Origin of the sequence: Paenibacillus contaminans, assembly GCF_003285015.1 — a bacterium.
In the GTDB taxonomy this organism is placed as follows: domain Bacteria; phylum Bacillota; class Bacilli; order Paenibacillales; family NBRC-103111; genus Paenibacillus_V; species Paenibacillus_V contaminans.
In genome coordinates this window covers 237,393-256,971 of sequence record NZ_QMFB01000009.1, presented here as the reverse complement: position 1 = coordinate 256,971, position 19,579 = coordinate 237,393, and the positions used below count along the sequence as shown (strand labels likewise).

Below are 19,579 nucleotides of genomic sequence, written 5' to 3'. Positions count from 1 at the left end.
AGCGGGGAATGTCGTCTTATGAGGCAAAAAGCTTTTATCCACCATCTTTCTTCCTTTATCGAGAACGTATCGGATGCCATCACCTTGCTTGAAGTCTCGCCGGGCCCCCGTTTCCGCTATATCGATGCCAACCGCGCATGCGAAAGGTTCAGCGGCATACCGCGCGAGAAAATGATCGGGATGTACTTGGGGGAATCCGCCTCCGAACGCAATTACGAGCTGTTTCTCGATTCGTTTACCAAAGCGGTCAACCGGAAGCGGTCGGTTCATTTCGAGGACGTATACATCGGAGATACGGAGACCTTCATGTTCGAAACGACGCTTGCCCCTCTCTTCAACTCTGACAACGATTGTACGCACATTCTTCTCTTTTCCCGGGATATTACCCAGCGCAAGCTGATGGAGGCGCAGCTTTACGAGAGCGAGAGGAAGCACCGGCAGCTCGTGGAATCTTTCCCCGAAGGGATTATCATCATCAGCGACGACAAACTCGTGTATGTAAACCCGTCCGGCGAGCTGCTGCTTAAGGCGAACGGTAATGATGAGCTGATCGGGCGATCGGTGTACGATTTCATTTTGCCGGACGACCACGAGCCCGCTAAAATATATTTCGAAGGACTATTGAATCTTCCGGGCTCCCCCGTCACCGAACAGCATAGAATTTTGCGTCTGGACGGCACCCGGCTCGATGCGCAGACCACCGGCTTCTCATTCGAGTACGCAGGCAAACCTGCCGTCATGTCCGTCCTTCGCGACGTCTCTTCGATGGTCAAAATGCAGGAGGAGCTCGATCATTTTTTCAACCTGTCCCAGCAACTGCTCTGTATCTGCACGCTCGACGGACAAATGCGGGTAAAGAACCCGGCATGGGAAGCCCAACTCGGTTATTCCGAGGAAGATATGCAAGAGAGCCGCTTCCTGTGCTCCATCGTGCATCCCGACGATAAAAATCCGTTTCTGGCACTGGCTGAGATGAATAGCGGCGCCAATGTCCTGCATTTGGAATCCCGCTTTCGCCATAAAGACGGCCATTACAGGCTCATTCGCTGGAACGCCTCCATTATTCCGGAGCGCGGAACGATATACGTTACCGGCACCGATATAACGGACCAGCACGCGCAGCAGGAGCTGCTGCAAAAGTCGGAGAAGCTTTCCATCGTCGGACAGCTGGCTGCCGGCATCGCCCACGAGATCCGCAATCCGCTGACCTCGCTCAAGGGTTTTCTGCAGCTCTTCCGTTCGAAGCTCGGGAAAGAAAAGAAGTATGACGATTATTTCTCGATCATGTTCAACGAATTTTCGCGTATTGAAGAAATTGTCGGGGAATTTCTCATTCTCGCCAAGCCGCAGCCCAAAAGCTTCAAGGCGATGCCGATCGACCTGCTGCTAAGGGACATTGTGAAGCTGCTGGATATCCAAGCGATCCTGAATAACGTTCAAATATTTACGGATGTCGAGCCAGGCTTGCCGCCGATCTGCTGCGACGAGAACCAGCTTAAACAGGTATTCGTAAACATTCTCAAAAACGGAATTGAAGCGATGCCTTACGGGGGAATGATCATGGTGTCGGCGCGCCGAAGCGAATCGGGCGACCTGTCGCTGCGTTTCGCCGATCAAGGGCCCGGCATCGCCAAAGAGCAGCTTGCCAAGCTCGGCGAGCCTTTCTACACGACCAAAGAAGGCGGAACCGGCCTCGGACTCATGATATGCCACCGGATCATCGAATCTCATCAAGGCACGATTTCCATTTCGAGCGAAGTCGGACAAGGGACGACCGTCGAAATTATTTTGCCGCCCGCAATGCCCCACTGCATTTCGAACTCGGCGCCTCAAGAGTCTCAAGATGGTTAAGATGCTTAATAGAATGCCGGCAGGCGAGTGCGGCAGGCCCGTGCAGGAAGCCAATGCAGCAAGCCTGTGTGTGGCAGGCGAGTGCAGTATACCAGTGCGGCAACCCAGTGCGGCAATCCAGTACAGCAAACCCGTGCGGCAACCCAGTGCGGCAATCCAGTACAGCAAACCCGTGCGGCAATCCAGTGCGGCAATCCAGTGCGGCCTGCGCAGAGCATCTCCTTCTTCGCCTGCATCGTTCCGGAGCCGTGGAAGTATCCGGTAATCGCTTTTGATATCGAAGATAGCGTGCTATGATAGGGTAATTAACATCGATCAATCAGTCAGAAGGAGCAACCCATGAAAGCCCGGTCTTTGCCTGTACCGATACCCTTGCTGCTTGCCGTCGGCATTGCGGCTATTTCTTTTTCCGGCATCTTCGTCCGGCTGTCCGACGCCCCCGTTTCGGTAATGGCGATGTACCGGCTTTTGCTGACGAATATCATTCTTCTTCCCTTCATGCTAAAATTCAGACCCGCTATCAGGCGGGCTTCCTTCCGCGATTGGACGCTCACCGGACTGTCAGGCATCTGTTTAGGCGTACATTACTTGCTCTGGATGAACTCTTTGCGGCTGACCTCCGTCGCCAGCTCGACGGTCATCTTGTCGCTTCAGCCGATTATCGTGCTGATCGGCGCTTTCTGGCTGTTTAAGGAGCGGACGACCGGCAAAGCGATCGCGGGAATGTCCGTGGCGATCGGCGGCACGCTGCTGATCGGCTGGGGCGACCTGCAAGTCGCCGGAGACGCGCTGACGGGAGATTTGCTCTCGCTTGCGGGGACGTTCGCAATCGCTCTCCATATGCTGTTCGGCCAGCTCGTGCTGCGCCGGATGCCGGCCATGCTGTATAGCTTCACGGCATTCGCGTCGGCTGCACTCGTTATCGCCGTCTATAACGTCGCTTTCGGTTTTTCGTTCGGCGGTTATTCCGGCCAAAACTGGCTTATTTTCGCACTGCTCGCTTTCGTGCCGACCGTGTTCGGGCAGTTGCTGTTCAACTGGCTGCTCCGCTACGTCAGCGCCACGAACGTTTCGATGAGCGTGCTTGGCGAACCGGCAGGCGCAAGCCTGCTAGCGTTCTGGCTGCTCGGCGAGCGCATCACCGGCATGCAAATGGCCGCGGGCGCCATTATTTTGCTCGGCGTCTGGTATTTCCTCAAGCACAACAAAACGACGGAAGCTGCTGCAAAGCCGCAGCAAGCTGCCATTGCAGGCAGCTCTAACGGCTGATCGGCAATGGCACCAAGGGTACGTTCCTTGGGGCTAGGCCATGATGGACAATCAGCCCAACGTACTTTATACCGGTTGAATAGTGGACCTTGGCTCATTTGTAGTGAGTTTTTCTTCACAAGATGCGCCATCAAGTCCCTGGCTACGAAAGCAATTACGGATATCGTAGTGGTTATGCGCGAATCTTGCGATTAGTGGAGAAAACCTTATTGTTCATGAGGCTGTCCTCACTATTTCGCAGGTAACATGCTCGTTCTCGCCCAAGAGTGAGGCAAACACCACTATCAATTTCGTTTGTCTCACTAATAGTTGCATTTGCCTCATTACCTCATCAAAACACGGGTTTTCGGTTTGAAATAGTGAGGTTTACCTCACGAATAGTAATCTTTTCCTCATTATGAGGATCACTACCCGTTGCACGATCAAATGCCTAGATGCGCGGTCAACGCCATAACACCCATTTCAAAACCGCCTTTTTCGTCGAAATAGGAGCTATGGCTTCCGTTAGAGAAAAAAGCCCGCTTCCCTAACCCAACCGAATAGCAGGCTGCCCCTGTCGTTATCGAATGGAGCAAGCGACATCGCTTACGAAATCTATCGTTTTGGCGTTACACGCGATCTAGCCACTACCTCATTACCTTAATTACCACCTCAACCATCCACCGTAAAAAAACGGCGTCCAAACCAACCGGTTTGAACGCCGTCTCTATTTGCCGCCTGCCGGACCCTGCCGCGGACCCGCCGATCCGCAGCCGGATCCTTTTCTATCAATCCGCATAACCCTTCACGATTTTATTTAAATACGAACGGCGCGCCGCGAGGAAATAAACGCTCTGCATCACGATGTAGATGCCGATGACGACGAGCGCATACAGCATCGCACTGGTAAAGAGCAAATTGCCGAGCGCCTTCATCGCGAACATCGTATGCACGATGCCGACGACGCATGGTACATAAAACACGATGGCGATTTGCGTCGTTACGGTTTTGCTTATTTCCTGCTTCGTCATGCCGATTCGCGTCAACGCCCGGAACTGCTCGCGATCCTCCTCCAGCTCGGTAAACAGCTTGAAGTAGATCATACTGCCGGAAGCGATAAAAAACAGGAAGCTGACAAAAAGACCAATAAATAATGTCAGAGAAGCCAACTGCATCGTTTCTTTGTAGCTCGCCACCCGATTTTCGAAAAAATGGTTCTGCTTTTCCGGCACGAGCGCTGCGATTTTGGCGGCCGTTTCGCCGGCCGACTCCCATTTTTGCAGCTCAAAGCCATAAACGGCAACCTGCTTATCCTCCGGAACGCCTTGCATGATCGCTTTATATTGCTCGTCATCCACGACCAGCAGCTCCGTCGCTTCGAAACGCGGAAACGCGATGGCCCCGTTCACCTGCTTATCGATCGTCAGCTCGAGCTCGCTTTCGTTCGCCTTCATTTTCAGAGGCACGCCGGTTTCGACAAGCTGCATCTTCATTTCTTTGTACGGGTACACGTATACGGCATGCCCGTTGGCGATATCAAGCTTTTCCCGCTGCCGCTTCATCAGCGCCGCGTACTTGTTGTAATCGGACTCCGGAACGATCAGAGCGTTCGTTTCCTTGCTATACCGCGAGCCGACGATCGGAAATGCAGCCGTAATGCCGGCCAGCTTAAGCTCGTATTCGACTTGGACGCCGTCCTCCTTCAGGATTTGCCGAACCTTTTCGGGATCGACGACGTTATGCGTATTCAAGCCTCTCTCGAAGAAAGCGATCGTCTGAGGGAAGTTGTCAAGAAGCTGAGCCTTGCTGCCCTGGAAAAACACATAAAACGTTCCCGACGCCGTCAGGATAACCGCGCTCATGATCGATACCATGAACAAAATACGCGCGTTGTCTTTTATTTTGAAAACGAGCTGCGATACCGTCATCAAATTCGTGCCCTTGTAGTAAAAAGGCGTCCGGCGCTGCAGCCGGCGAAAAATCGAAACGCTGGCTTGCGTGAACAGGAAATACGTGCCGACGACAACAAGGAACAAAATCGGCAGCATATAGATCATAACGTTCATCATGTTCATATTGTATGCCATGTAATAGCCGGCCCCGATACATACGATAGACAGCAAAACGAGCCATTTGGATGCGATCGGCGGCGTTTTCGGCTTCTTGGACGCTTTAAGAAGGTCGATAATTTGGCTCCGCCCGATTTGGAAAAGCGTGAACAGCGTAATCACGAGGAACAGGACGAAAAAACCGACACCCGTTAACAAAAGCGCCTTCGCCGGCAGCGTAAACCGGATCGGGTTGCTGACGTCGAGAAGCTCCGCGAGCGCCATGAAAAACAGCTTGCTGAACAAGGCGCCGAATGCGATGCCCGTTACGATCGCGAGCAGCGAAATAACGATGTTCTCGTACAGCACCATGCGGCGGATTTGCCCGCTCGTCATGCCGAATAGCGAAAATAAGCCGAATTCCTTTTTACGCGATTTGACGAAGGCCGACATCGAATACAGGACGAAGAAAAACGAGAAAATCATGATGATATACTCGCACAAAATCATCCCTTGCCGTACCTTGGAAGCCGCTTCGATATGCCCGTTCACGACATCCGGATGGAAAATGAACGCCGCATAGATGTAGAAAATCGCGACCGAAAATACGCTGCTTAAGAAAAAGGCGCTGTATTGATGCCAATTTCCCCTTACATTCTTAGCCGCGAGCTGGCGAAACTTCATCGAAATTCCCTCCCAACACGCTGAGCGAATCCAAAATCTGCTGGAAGAACGCCTGTCTGTTCGTGCCCCGGCGAATTTCCGAGAAAAACTTGCCGTCCTTGATGAACACGATTCGCTTGCAATAACTCGCCGCAAAAGGATCGTGCGTCACCATCATGATCGTGGCGCCCATCTGCTCGTTCAAATCCTTGAGCGAGTCCATGACATCCTTCGCCGATTTCGAGTCGAGATTGCCCGTCAGCTCGTCCGCAAGCAGAATAGCCGGCTTGTGGATCATCGCCCGCGCGATCGCCGCGCGCTGCTTTTGGCCCCCGGATACTTCGTACGTGCGCTTGTGCAAAATATGGCTGATGTTCAGCAAATCCGCGCTCGTATTCAACCGCGTCTCGATTTCATTGACGTGCGCGTTCTCAAGTACGAGCGGCAAAATGATATTTTCCTTGATCGACAGCGTGTCGAGCAGGTTGAAATCCTGAAAAATAAAGCCGAGCTCGCGCCGGCGGAAAAGCGCCAGCTTTTTGTTGTCGAGCGATGCCGGATCGGTTCCGTTGATCTCCACCTTGCCCGACGTCGCTTTATCGATCGTAGCGAGAATGTTGAGCAGCGTCGTTTTACCGCTCCCGGACGGACCCATGACGCCTACGAACTCGCCTTTTTGTATGTCGAGATGGATGTCCTCCAGCGCTTTGTAAACCATTTTGCCTTTCGTGCCGTAAACCTTCGTCAGCCCCTGGGCTTTAAGTACGCTCATGTTTTTTACCTCCGCTTGCATGTATTATGTGCTTGTTGAATCGTTATTTGTCCTGGTGCAGCATTCAGATTCGCTTGATCGATTCCCAGTATAAGCGATGGCCGGCGGTTTACGTATTGATTTTCCTTTCATTTTCAAAGGGAAAGCTTACAATGTTGTCACTTTCGTTAGCAAGCGCGGGGAAACGGAAGCCAAAAAAAGCCGCCCGCTTCGCTCTTTGCGATCAGACGGACAGCTTTTTTTCAATCTATGCGAGCAAATCCCGATGAATGGAATCCGCTCTGAAACGAATCGTCACGGTCGTGCCCTCGCCCAAAACCGACTCGATCGCGATTTCATGCCCGAGCCGGCTGCAAACCTCCTTGGCCAAATAGAGCCCCATCCCTGTCGATTCCTCGATCAGGCGCCCGTTCTCCCCGGTGAAAAAGGAATCGAACACCCGCGGCAAATCATGCTCAGCGATTCCGATGCCTTCGTCCGTCACCGACAGGCTGCAGCCCGTTCCTTCGTTCTTCACCTTAAAAAGCAGCTGCTTGCTGCCCGGCTTGTCCTTCGAATATTTGATGGCGTTCGTGACAAACTGGTTCAGTACGAACGCAAGCCATTTGGCGTCCGTTTCCACAGCAGCATCGTCGCCTTCGACACGCGGGAAAATCGAGGCGCGAATGCAAGCCTTTTTATGGCCGTTAATGACTTGGCGGACGAGCGGCAGCAAAGCGACGCGGTCGATGCGGACGTCCATCCGGAACTGATCCAGACGGGCGGTGTGCAGCATCATTTCGAGCCCGCGGGAAATCCGTTCGTTCTCTTCTTGAATGCTGCGGAACAGCGGCTCGCCCGAAGCCCCTTCCGGCAGCTCGCCCGCTTGCTGGACCAGCAGATCGATAACCGAGACCGGCGTTTTCATATGATGCACCCACTGGTTCGAGAAATGCAAATGCTGTTCCCGCTGGCGTCTATACTCGATAAGCTCGTCCGAATACGCTTTGTATTGCCGCTCCAGCAGCTGCTGAACGGCCAACTGTTCGCGGGTGATGCCGTCTCGGATCCGAACGGTCGCTTCCAAATCGGGCTTGACGTCGGAAAGCACGCTTGCGACCTGCCTGTAATACAAACGCTGGCGCAAATAGTCCCAAATCAGCCAGCCGGCCATTACGACAGAAGCAAGCACGAACATGTACACGATGTTGCTTGCATTCGGAACGAAGCCGTCGCGCAGCCTTTCGAGCGAGATGACAAGCACGACGAAAAAGAGCGCCATATAAAACGCCGCAATATACGGAAGCCTGTCCAGCAAAAACGGCTTGACGAACCATCTCCGTTCGCGAGCCGCCACCCCGTCCGCAGAATGATCATGCTTGTTGCGATCCATCATTGTCCTCCCTTACTTAACCGCGATCAAAGCTTCTGGTCGTCGGCTCTACCGTATCCGATCGGCAGCCTTGATCGCGGACGCTTCCGATCCATCGGAGCACAGCCGTCTCTTTACTCTTCATCAGTCGCTCTCCGTCGGCACTAACCCGGTCATACCGCACCTCAGCGGTTCCCCGACCGCGAAATGTGATCCATCGGAGCCGTCCCTTACCCTTCATCAGTCGCTCTCCGTCGGCACTAACCCGGTCATGCCTCACCTCAGCGGCACCCCAAGCACGGGTCGCTTCCGAGCAGCCGAAGCCGCTCGCACTCACGCCTACCCCGTCCACGACGTATCCAACCGGTAGCCTTGCCCGCGTACCGTTTCGATCGCTTTCGGCAAACCAAGCTCCTCGAGCTTCTTGCGGACGCGCGTCACGTTGACGGTCAGCGTATTGTCGTCCACGAAATGGACGTCGTCCCACAACGCTTCCAGCAAATCCTCCCGCGTGACGATACGTCCCGCCTTGGCGATCAGCGATCCCAGCAGGAGACATTCGTTGCGGCTCAGATCGGCCTTTTTGCCGTTCCATTCGACGACGTTTTTGGCGCGGTCGAGCGCCAAACCGTTCGCTTCCAGCGCATCCGAGCCAGCCGAGGACGAAGCGTATTCGCCGTAAGCCCGGCGCAGAGCGCTTTTAATTTTGGCCATCACGACATCCAGATGAAACGGCTTCGTGATATAATCGTCGCCCCCGTTTTCGATCGCCATCACCTGATCCATATCGCCCACACGCGCCGACAAAAAAATAATCGGCACATTCGAAACGGTGCGGATCTGCCTGCACCAATAAAAGCCGTCAAAATGCGGCAGATTGATATCGAGCAGCACCAGATCGGCCTTCACCTCGGCAAATTCCTGCTTCAAGTCGCGGAACCGGACGGCGCGCACCACTTCATAGCCGTATTTGACAATATACTCCTTCAAAATCGCCGCGATTTTGTCGTCATCCTCAATGATCATAATGCGGTACATCAGGGAGCCTCCCCTTCATGCAAATGTATGCCTATACTTTAGCGAATCCCGCCGGGAGGCGCAACAGGGACTCCTATTTCATCTTAAAAAAAGAAACCTCCATCCCCGTCTTAACGTGGATTTTGAAGGCTTCATGAGGAAAAGAAAACGAGCGATAAGGCAAAGTCTATTGCGCATAATGAACGGCAACCATATGGAAGGTTTCCAGCCGCGGCAGTCTGAACTCCACATATTGCCCGTCATATTGATAAGGAATCGGCTCGCGATTCGGAAGAAGGCTTACTTCGGAAGGCTTCCTATGCTCCAGCTTCACGCGAAGGCGTATATGGTCCACGGGAATATTAGGCAGCTCTTTCTGAAAATTTACGGCATTAAGAATAAAACGGTTGTTTTTCGCTTGATGGAACAAGGTAATTTCTACAGACTTTGGCGCATCCGATTCAAACCAGGCCGGCTTGTCCATCAGTTCCTGTACTATGCTTACAAAACAGCTGCGCTGCGCTTCCTTTTCCATCGCCTCGATAGCTCCGGCTGCATACACCGTCCTGCCCGATCCGTACATATTCGAGACGATCGCCGGATAAGCGGTCACGATTTCCGGCGGACTGCTGATTGCCGACGAAAACCGATGAACATTATCCGGATCGATATCCGGCAAAACAATCGTAGCCAAAACCGCCGAGGCGCCGTCCGCTTGGATAAGCTGCTGCCCGCTTTGCAGAGTCATAGGGTATTTTTGCGAATAGTCGGGCAGCAAGGAACGGCCAATCTCCGTAGGCGCCGCATAGGTGATGTTCTCCGGCGTTCGTCCAATAAACGTTACGCCCAGTACCTCGGATAGCATAAAATTGCTTCTACGATTGCCATTCGCATCGAGAAGGGAAGTATCGGCGCTCGCGTATAACCTTCCCCCCTTCTCTACATAGGTTCGAAACGCCTCGATTTCCCGCTCGTCCATCACGACTAAATCCGGCAGTACGATGACTTGATACTTATCGATTTGGGACAAGCTGCACTTGTTTATGACTCCAAACGGAATATTCGCATGGATGAACGATTTAGCTGCCGATACGGATGCCATATAGTGAGGAGATTCCGCCACCTTGACGTCCTCTGCCCGCGTACCGTTTTCCTTCAAATCTATCAAGGATTCGAAATTCGTATAAATACCGACATCTTGACAAAATTCCGCATCTGCATCCAAATAAGCCTCATACGGCTTCAATTCGTTAAACAGCTCTCCCATTAGCCGGTAGGTTCTTTCATTTAACGTTCCTGCCGGATCGATCGCGTCGATAAATCCGAATGAGCCGTTATGCGCGATCGTCAAGAAAAGCTTGGCGCGGAGATATTCTTTGGATTTCAAAATCGTATGCTCCAGCAAGTTCGAATCGGCTACGGACGTCATAAATTCAACGGAATGAGTGGGGCTTGCGCTGTAAAATAGCTTACACGTATAGGTAACCGTAAGCGGTTCTCCCGAGACGTCTCCGCTCAAATAATCGTTCAGGTTGAAAAACTCTACGTTGCCGCCTAATTGCCAGCCCGCCGAATATGAACTTACGTTATAGGCCACGGATGCTTCCGGCTTTATCCGATTCACCGTATTCCTCAATAGACTCGTAAAATCGTTCAACCAAACCTCTCTTCTTCTTTGAAAAGCGACGAAGTCGGGGTTTTCCCAGTTAATGGTGCGAGGAAGCTCGCTGCAGCCTGTCTCATCGTAATACCTTTTCCTGCAGCTTGAACAATAACAAATCGTTTGCGGCAGCAGAATCATGTCGATCCATAAGCCGTCGAAAGCGTAATTTTCGCATAATTCTTCGATCTGTTCTTTGACAAAATCACGGTAGGGGCTGTTGAAGCAGCAAACGCCGTATCTTCCAGGCTGGTCCCACATGTAGTCCGCGGTCCCCTGCCCTCTGGCATTCACGACGCGCCACTCCGGGTGATTGTCGTACGCCCACTTGGACCATATGTTGTAGTAAACGATGACGTTCATCCCTTGTTCCCGGCCGGACTCCGTAATTTCTTTGATAATGTCCTTACCATTAAGCCCTTTGTGCATATTTGCCGCTTTGGCAGGGAAATTGGCAAGGCCGACGCAGGAAGTCGCGTAAATGTATAAGGAATCGACGCAGGCCAGCTTCATCAATCTCACATATTCCTTACTATCGAATTCGGACAGGAACCTTTCGTCCCAATCCGGAATATGCATGTCCACCAAGCTCCTGCGATAGCTCTTTTCAAACCATTTGCCTGCCATCTTTATACCCTCCCTAAGCCGGGGTATTTCCCCTTTGCTTTGGCAGACACCACCAAAGAGGGGGTGTCTGCCGTTTCCAATTAACTTACATTTATATCATTTCTGACTTTTGCAGCAGCTTATGAATGATCGTAGCAACCTCGGCCCTTGTCATAAATTCCTTAGGGGCGAGGAGAGTGCTGCTTCTGCCGGATACGATACCGGCTTCGATGCATTCGGCGATGCTGATCTTCGCCCATTGGGCAACGGCGTCGGCATCTTGATAGATCTTGAGCATCTCCGCCGGGGCCTTGGAGTGGAGCTTCGCCTTCAAGTTGGTGATCGACATCGCTCTGGCAAGTACCATCATCGCTTGTTCGCGAGTGATGCTGTCATTCGGCCGGAAAGTTCCGTCTTCGAATCCATCGATCAAACCGTAAGAGACAGCTGTGTGAATAGCGCCTGCATACCAATCAATCGATTTCACATCGGAGAATGCCGATGCAGCATTCTCGGGCTTGATTCCCAAACCTCGAACAACGATTGCGACAAATTCGGCACGTGTAATATCCCGGTCAGGATCGAAGAGCTGATTCCCTATTCCGTTAATAATCATGCGCGAACCGATGTCTTGAACGGTCGCTTCCGCCCAATGATTCGCCGTATCGCGGAATGCAATTGCATTCTTGATCAGTGTGTAAGTGCTGTTTGTCAAACTGCTTATTTTCGCATAGTTTTTTCCGTCAATACTTACGATTTTGGTCGGCACATGACGCACCGTTCCGTCTTTGTCAACGACGACAGCCGTCGTGATGATATCGGGATCGACATTGTTTGGAATGGCAATCATACGTTCTACGTATGCATTGAAGGCGGTTACTTCGTACGTCTTATCTCCATAGGTGTATTTGACGGTAAAGTCGATCGGCGGCACGATGACTTCGAACAATCCTTGGTTCGCCGCACTTTCAACAAGTTGGATCATGTCGGCTGTCGGAGCGGCGATTTCGATCTGAATCCGGATGTCGCCCAAGGAAACCGATTGGCCCAACTGAGCCGCTATTGCATCAATGTCGATTTGCTGTGCAGGCAACGTATACGTTGCACGCTCCGTTTGAATTTCTACAATCGCTTGTTTGTCCTCCAGACGCTTAATCGATTCACCGTTCAGTTCAGCGATCACTGCATCGGCGTTCGCGCGTACCGGGATCGTCACTTTTACCTGTTGTCCTTCCGAAGCAAGCTTGTTTTCCAGCTTATTCCTGTCGACAGCAATTGTGAAGACAGTTCGGCCATTCTGGCTTACAGTCTTTGTCGTTCCCAAGCTTTCCGGTTTGCCGTTAATGAGGATCTCTATCTCGTTGTTGGACGTATCCGGTTTCGTCGGTTCGGTCGTTGTCGGATTTCCAGAGCCGGATACGGCATTGACCGTTACTTTCGCGATGCTGCTGACGGCTGCTGCGGTCATATTGCCGGTAGCGCTGTCATCCGTATTCGTTACGATCGCGTAGTAGTACTTGACCCCTTCATTATTTGTCGGCACTTGATACGATTCTTCAATCGCTCCGTCAATGGCTGTGCCGCCATCCGTGCTGTTAGACGAGCTGCTGTACCACTGGTAGCTGAGCGTTCCTTGACTAACGCCCGCGTATACCGTCAACGTAACGCTGCCGCCGGTGTTTACCGTTCGATCCTGCGGTTGTGTCGTGATTATCGGCGTTTCCGCATCCGTCAAGATCGGAAGATCATTGACCGTTACTTTCGCGATGCTGCTGACGGCTGCTGCGGTCATATTGCCGGTAGCGCTGTCATCCGTATTCGTTACGATCGCGTAGTAGTACATGACTCCTTCGTTATTTGTCGGCACTTGATACGATTCTTCAATCGCTCCGTCAATGGCTGTGCCGCCATCCGTGCTGTTAGACGAGCTGCTGTACCACTGGTAGCTGAGCGTTCCTTGACTAACGCCCGCGTATACCGTCAACGTAACGCTGCCGCCGGTGTTTACCGTTCGATTCTGCGGCTGTGTCGTAATCGTCGGCGTTTCCGCATCCTGAACTTCTTGTTTCTTCAAGTGGACGGGGTGGAACTGATCGACGCGCCACGGCTGGCTTCCCGTCCAACCGATAAACACCGAGTGACCGTGATAATTCCGGAAGAAATGACCCAGCAGGCTGTCGGTTTCATTCGGGTCGACGCCGATCATATCGAAAGGAATCGCCTGCACCACATTCCAGCGATTATCATGAATTGCGGCGTTGCTCTCGATTTGAAGCTGCGATTGATATACCGGACCGGACTGAGGCTCCGTATGATAGATCAAATTCATGGCGAGCGGATTCGTCATATACCCTTTATAAGCACTTGTCTTATCTTTCGCGATGAAGGTTTCGACAGAATCGTCTCCGCCGCTCTTCCACCAGCCATTGACAATCTCGTTACTAATCTTCACTTTATCGGACATCATTTCGCTGTCTGCATTCTCATATCCCACATATAAATAATCTTCGTCCCACAGCAAATAAACACGGGTGTCAACCGGCGGAGCCGTACGTTCGCTCATCACAAGGAAATCAGAAAACGATTGGGCATCCGTCCAAGGACCGGAAGTAAAATCAAGCGAATTCAAGATGTCCTGCTTGCTGGCCGAAGTCTTAACCGCCGTAGCGCTGTAGTCCTTATAGCCGACCTGTATCAAGAAAGAATCCAACTCTTCAGCTACATCGGCAGCCTCGGGATGGTTTTGTAAGTACTGCTGCAAAGCGTTAATCATCTTGAATTGAATACCGTCCCATTTAGCTGCATTAAGGTAATCCGAAATTTCCAGAATCGGATCGCCTCTGAACGATTCGCGCAGCTCCACACGTTTCTTTGCATATGCATAACTGTTCTTGATGAACGCTAAATAATGTTGAGCTTCATCTTCATCGGCCGGTACGGATGCCGAAGTCCTTGGAAAGGACAATGCCGATGCTTCATAATACTCGAACGATTGCATCATCAGCCCCGCCCGAACCTTTTGCTTTCCCTCAGTAGCCTTCTCGACTGCCTGTTCCATTAGTGTGCGCGCAGTTGCCAATTCTTCCTCCGTTACGTTTTCAAGATAACGGTAATCGTTAAACAGCAGGAAATTCGTTTTGACTTCACGATTCGCCCAGCTTAAATACCAATCCGTCTCAAAAATGCGATTGGTCCAGAAATTTTCCCAGATCGCGAAATAATCGGCCATATAGGGTGCCGCATCCGCGCCTACTGCTCTCACGAACCATTCGTTCATCAATTCGTCTGCATCCTGGTTCGGATCCCATTGCAGCTTAGCCATTACCCAAGGCTTCGGACCTTCTCCTCCGAAGTTAGGGAACAGCTCACCGACATGTCCGACCACCTTGTTATTGATCGCGTATCGGTATACATCCTCCATAGTTTGCATATAGATGCGTGGCACATGGTATAAAGAGCCGTAAATATAATCATAAAATCCTAGTTTGGATGCGGCTGCCGTCCAAGCTTCGGTTAATGCATGATCCGCTGCCCTTGCATCGTTATCGCCCCATATCATGCGATCAACCGTAATGTACGGAACCACATTCTCATGCAGGGTGAATCCTGTCGGAGGATCAATAACGTTCCAATAGGCGAGCAGGCCGAAATATTTATCCGCAAATTTCCCATTGTTGTATTCCGTAACGCCTTCCGCCACTTTATTGACCCAAGCGTAGTAAATATTGGACATATCGACATAGCCCATCGAATTGATCTTATTCGGATAATCCGGATGATTCGGATTCGCCTCGCAATAGTTACTGCTGTCGTTAATGCCGAGCGAATAGGAAATCGCTTTCGGATTATTCTCGAAATATTGTACGATGCGGTTAATTGCTGCCGATGCAGTGACGTCATTGAAGCAAGGCTGCCAATCATATGGATGTGTCGGTACAACGCCATTTGGGTAATATTCAGGGTGGTCGCTGAATACCTTCGGATCAAACAAGGTGCTTAAGTTATGATGGAAGCTCAAGCTGTCATGCATGCCATTGCGTCGTGCCCACTCGGCATAAATATGCAGGCCGTATGATTCGTCCGTGCCGAAGAAATGACGCGCGATTACCGCCGGCTCGTCTTGAATAAGTCCCCTTGGCACCTCAATCGTGCTTTGCTTGACCACATCGTCGCCATCAGGACCCGGCAGGAGCCAGACCGCGCCTGCAAACTGTTCCAAGAAGCGGTAGACACCGAATTCCGTTCCCCACTCCGTAGGCCCTACAATCGTAATCGATGTGCCTTGCGTATCAATGAGGTAGCCATCATCCTTCATCGGATTCAGCAGATCCCGATGACGAGCATCTATACTGAAGCCTACATAGATGCGAGCAACGCCGCTTGGGTCCGTCAAAGCCCAATCGCGGGACATCACGGGCAGTTTGGCGCCCGTTGACTGCTCAATATAATTTTGCAAGGTAAGGGCGGCCTTAACAACCTGCTGCTCCGCTTGCTCCGGATAAACAATGATCGCATTGACTGCGCCGTTATTCACAATCGTTACGGATTCCGTTTCGTTCTCTTCATATTTCACGGCAATGATCCGGTCCACGTATAGGTTTTCGATGAAAGCGCCGTCCGTATCGAAGTACAGATATTGCACCTCTGCTTGCGGATCGGCTTCATAAATCCAAGGCACTTCGACGTAATGATACTTGCCGTCTGCCAGTGGCGCACGGCTGATCGGCGTTCCGAGCAGCTCGGAAGGATAGATGCCGACTTGGAATGCCTTCGTACCTGACGATAATGCTGTCTCGATACGGACATTGGCATACAGCTTCCATTTCCCAGCAGAAGGCATCGCCGATTTTTGCAGCTGGATCGCCCAGACGTTCGTATTTCCGGGCAGTTTAACCGCATTTTGATTCCATGTATTCGCATCACCGACGACTTCAGCCGGATCGGCCAGTTGGAATTGAGTCTCCTCAATGCTTACCCAATCGCTCTCAGGCACATCGATAAGAAAGTCCGGTTTTTCCGCCGGCGCTATAGGCTCGTCTTTGACAGCGATAATCCGATCCACGTACAAATTGTTAATTGCTGCGCCGCCTGTAGAGAACCATAAAGATTGGTAATCCTCATTTGCATCATATTCATAGATCCATGGGAATTGGATATAATGATATTCCTCGTCTGTAGAAGTCGTAAGATTCAATTGTCTCGATTGTGGAATCGACGAAGATATGCCGTAGTTTACTATCCGATCCCCGACTTGCGACGATCCGCGTTCAATCCGTACTTTCCCGTAAATTTTCCACCGGCCTTCGGCAGGCAGCGCTGATCTCGGCACCTGTATGGCCTGATCCTCGATATTCCCGGCAAGTTGTACAGACTTGTGGTTCGTGGCCTTCGTATCAACGATAACGGCTGCCGGGCTGTTCAGAACAAATTGATCCTCTTCTATTTTCAGCCAATTATCTTTTGGCACGCCGACAAGAAAGTCCGGAAGCTGTTCTTCGGGCACATATTTGACTGCGAATATTTGATCCACATACAAGCTTTCAATTGATGTGCTGGCTGTAGAAAACCATAAATATTGAAAAGCCTCATTAGGATCGAATTCATAGATCCATGGGAATTCCACATAATGATATTCCTCATCCGCATAGGCCGAAAATTTCATCGATGCCGTATACGCAAGCGGCGGATAAATCCCATAGCTAAACGCATTTCCTGCTGTCGCCGATCCGCGATTTATCCGCACCTTCGCATAGATCTTCCACTGGCCTTCTTGAGGAAGCTTTGCTCTATGCAATTGTATCGCCCAATCCGGTTTATTGCCGGCTAATTGCGCGGCTTTCCGATTGGCTGCCTTCGCATCGTCTACAACTGCCGCCGGATCATAAAGCGTAAATTCATTTTCCTCAAACTTTACCCAGTCGCTCTCAGGCACGCCATCTAGGAAATCCGGAAGTTCTTCAGGCACCTGTTTGACCAAAATCATCTGATCCACGTACAAATTGGCCGCTGAACTCGTAAAGAAATAATATTGAACGGTCTTATTTGCATCAAATTCATAGCTCCACGGGAATTTCACATAATGATATTCACCGTCAGAATAGTTTGAGAGACTCGGATAATCCATCACCGATTCGACCTGGCTATTCAGATCGATTTGAACATTACCGATAGCAAATGCATGACCTTCCGTCGCCATGCCCGGATCAATGCGCACCTTGGCGTAGATCTCCCATTTGCCTTCTTGAGGCAGCACATTCCTTTGCAGTTGTATCGCCCAATCAGGTTTATTGCCGGCTAATTGCGCGGCTTTCAGATTCGCTGCCTTCGCATCATCTACAATTACTGCCGGATCATAAAGCGTAAATTCATTTTCCTCAAACTTTACCCAGTCGCTCTCAGGCACGCCGACAAGGAATTCCGGAATATCGGAAGCAGCTTCCGCCTCAAGAGATGCAAAAGCAACGCTTTGGAAAACGGACAGTACAAGAACAAAACTACACAATATCGCTATCGATTTTTTCAACAAATGATCTCATCTCCCAATTCTCAGAATAGTCCCTAGCTCGAATCTCGGAAAATGGGGCATAAGTGAGCATCTTCTTGTTGTCTTCATCGCAGGAGTCTTTGTCCCAGTCCGCATGTTGATGACTTACGTGACATCGGCATCCTTCAAATATCCATATTGCGCGTTGTTTGTAGTATAAAGGAGCGGCGGCCTTAAAAAGCTCAGATCATTAATTCAGCCGAATCGGATGAAATCAGTATACTTGCTGCAAAAACAGCGAGAGCGGCTCCCAATGAGCGGCCTTTTCATCCCGTTTTTCATTTAACCTCTTTATCACCTTCCTCCGTTTTTCAGCTAATGATTTAGCTGCTTGAGATATCAATCATTACTGCGGAATAACCTTTCTTCAGGCACTCGAGGCTCAGTCCAATGACGCTGCCCAAAATGGGACGTTTGCCGGTTTTGCTGTTTGCACCTCCTTTCTATGCTTATTTTCGGACAACGGCAGCAGGCTTCGACTGGAATAGACGTAAGCTTTTCCTGTCGAGGCCTGGCTGTTCGTATATATAAATTCGTTTATAAATAACACCGTCATAAATTGCCGCCTGCGTGCATTCCTTCCGTCTGCAGCTTGTCCGATTCTATAGTCTTACCTGGCTCCTCGCTCCGCCGTCCACTTCCCGCATAATTGCCCGACCAGCGCCGACATCGGCTCATAACCGTCCTCCGTGACGACGAAGCACTCCTCAATGCGGTTCGAGCCGTCCGGATGGCCGAACAGGCTGATGTCCGTGTTCACCGTCATCCCGGGCGCGAATTCGCCCGTAGAGGCTTCATTCGGGTACGGCGACTCCGCCTCGGCGACGCCGCAGCCATGCAGCGGAGGGTATAAATCGTAACGGTCGACGCCCTGGCCGCGGAAATAATCTTTAACCGCTTTAACCAAATCGGCTTGCTTGCCGCCCGGCTTCAGCTTCGATTTGGCGATATCGTTCGCCTCGATTAGTAAATCGATGAAACGGCTTTGCTCCTCGCTGCGGCTGCCGGCCACGAACGGAAAATTAATCGTCGCGATATAACCTTCGTATTGAACGGACAGCGCCGCCATGATCATGTCGCCGTCCGCGACCGTCTTGTTCGTCGCCCTGCCGATAATGGTGTCGACCCGCTTACCGCTCGAGACGAGGCAGAACGGCACCGTCTCCGCGCCGTTGCCGTAAGCGGCGTCGTGCGCGGCTGCGGCAAGCTGCAGCTCGGTCCTGCCGGGCTGAGCCGCATCCATAAGCGCTTTATAAGCGCTGTCCGCTATACGCGCCGCCTCTTTCAGGCAGGCGATTTCATTCGGCGACTTGATCAGCCGAACCTCGTGCAGCATAGAGTTGGCGTCGACAAGCTCGCAATCCGCAAGGCTGTTTAGGATCGTCAGGTACACCTGATGCGACATCGCGTCCGCGCCGACCAGCCCCGCCTTGCGAAGCGGGCCGCGCTGCCTGAGCTCGTCAAACACTTTTTGGAACGTCGTAAAATGGGCCTGCGGATATTCGATTTCCTCCGGAACCGTTACGCAAGCGAAATCCGGAATAACGCGGACATCCTGCCAAGCGGTCATCTCCCGGCATACCATCTCGCCCTCCGGGGCTGCCAGCAGCACCGGTTCTCCCGCCAGAGGAACGATCAGCGCCCCTCTTTCGAACAGCGGCCAAAAATTGCTGACATACCGCAAGTTTTCCCGCCTGTATTCGTCGCCGTAAACTACGCACGCATCAAGGTCAGCCGCACGCATGAGCTCCCTCAGCCTCTCGATTCTTTCTCCGAATTCCGATACCGGTATGTGGACCATGCCGATTCCTCCTCTTCA

9 protein-coding genes are annotated in these 19,579 nt (G+C 51.6%); 2 read left to right on the top strand and 7 right to left on the bottom strand.

Features of this window, described 5'->3' with window-relative positions; all coding sequences use genetic code 11:
* Nucleotides 1-18 precede the first annotated feature (18 nt).
* Together DQG23_RS17315 and DQG23_RS17310 are read left to right on the top strand one after the other, a co-directional pair.
* Nucleotides 19-1,851, top strand: a complete 1,833-nt coding sequence (locus DQG23_RS17315; RefSeq protein ID WP_113032118.1) for a PAS domain S-box protein — start codon at nucleotides 19-21, stop codon at nucleotides 1,849-1,851.
* A 339-nt stretch (nucleotides 1,852-2,190) separates the two neighbouring features.
* Nucleotides 2,191-3,120, top strand: a complete 930-nt coding sequence (locus DQG23_RS17310) for a DMT family transporter (protein WP_113032117.1) — start codon at nucleotides 2,191-2,193, stop codon at nucleotides 3,118-3,120.
* Between the two features lie 767 nt (nucleotides 3,121-3,887).
* Here the strand turns inward: DQG23_RS17310 and DQG23_RS17305 are convergent.
* The 7 genes from DQG23_RS17305 to DQG23_RS17275 all read right to left on the bottom strand — a co-directional run bounded on the left by DQG23_RS17305 (nucleotide 3,888) and on the right by DQG23_RS17275 (nucleotide 19,561).
* Nucleotides 3,888-5,831, bottom strand: a complete 1,944-nt coding sequence (locus DQG23_RS17305; protein ID WP_113032116.1) for an ABC transporter permease — start codon at nucleotides 5,829-5,831, stop codon at nucleotides 3,888-3,890.
* On the bottom strand, nucleotides 5,806-6,582 hold the full coding sequence (locus DQG23_RS17300) for an ABC transporter ATP-binding protein (RefSeq protein WP_113032115.1): 777 nt from the start codon (nucleotides 6,580-6,582) through the stop codon (nucleotides 5,806-5,808). Before DQG23_RS17300 ends, DQG23_RS17305 begins: the two co-directional genes overlap by 26 nt.
* 247 nt (nucleotides 6,583-6,829) lie before the next feature.
* A complete protein-coding gene (locus tag DQG23_RS17295; protein ID WP_238177920.1) occupies nucleotides 6,830-7,954 on the bottom strand; it encodes a sensor histidine kinase in 1,125 nt (374 codons plus the stop codon).
* A gap of 318 nt (nucleotides 7,955-8,272) precedes the next feature.
* Nucleotides 8,273-8,971 (bottom strand): response regulator transcription factor, encoded by a 699-nt coding sequence (locus DQG23_RS17290; protein ID WP_113032114.1) that lies wholly within the window; start codon nucleotides 8,969-8,971, stop codon nucleotides 8,273-8,275.
* A gap of 166 nt (nucleotides 8,972-9,137) precedes the next feature.
* Entirely contained in the window at nucleotides 9,138-11,237 is a 2,100-nt protein-coding gene (locus DQG23_RS17285) for an alpha-amylase family protein (RefSeq protein WP_113032113.1), read from the bottom strand.
* A gap of 91 nt (nucleotides 11,238-11,328) precedes the next feature.
* Entirely contained in the window at nucleotides 11,329-17,739 is a 6,411-nt protein-coding gene (locus DQG23_RS17280) for a DUF4838 domain-containing protein (RefSeq protein WP_146762326.1), read from the bottom strand.
* Between the two features lie 631 nt (nucleotides 17,740-18,370).
* Nucleotides 18,371-19,561, bottom strand: a complete 1,191-nt coding sequence (locus tag DQG23_RS17275; protein ID WP_113032111.1) for a M24 family metallopeptidase — start codon at nucleotides 19,559-19,561, stop codon at nucleotides 18,371-18,373.
* Nucleotides 19,562-19,579: the final 18 nt, after the last annotated feature.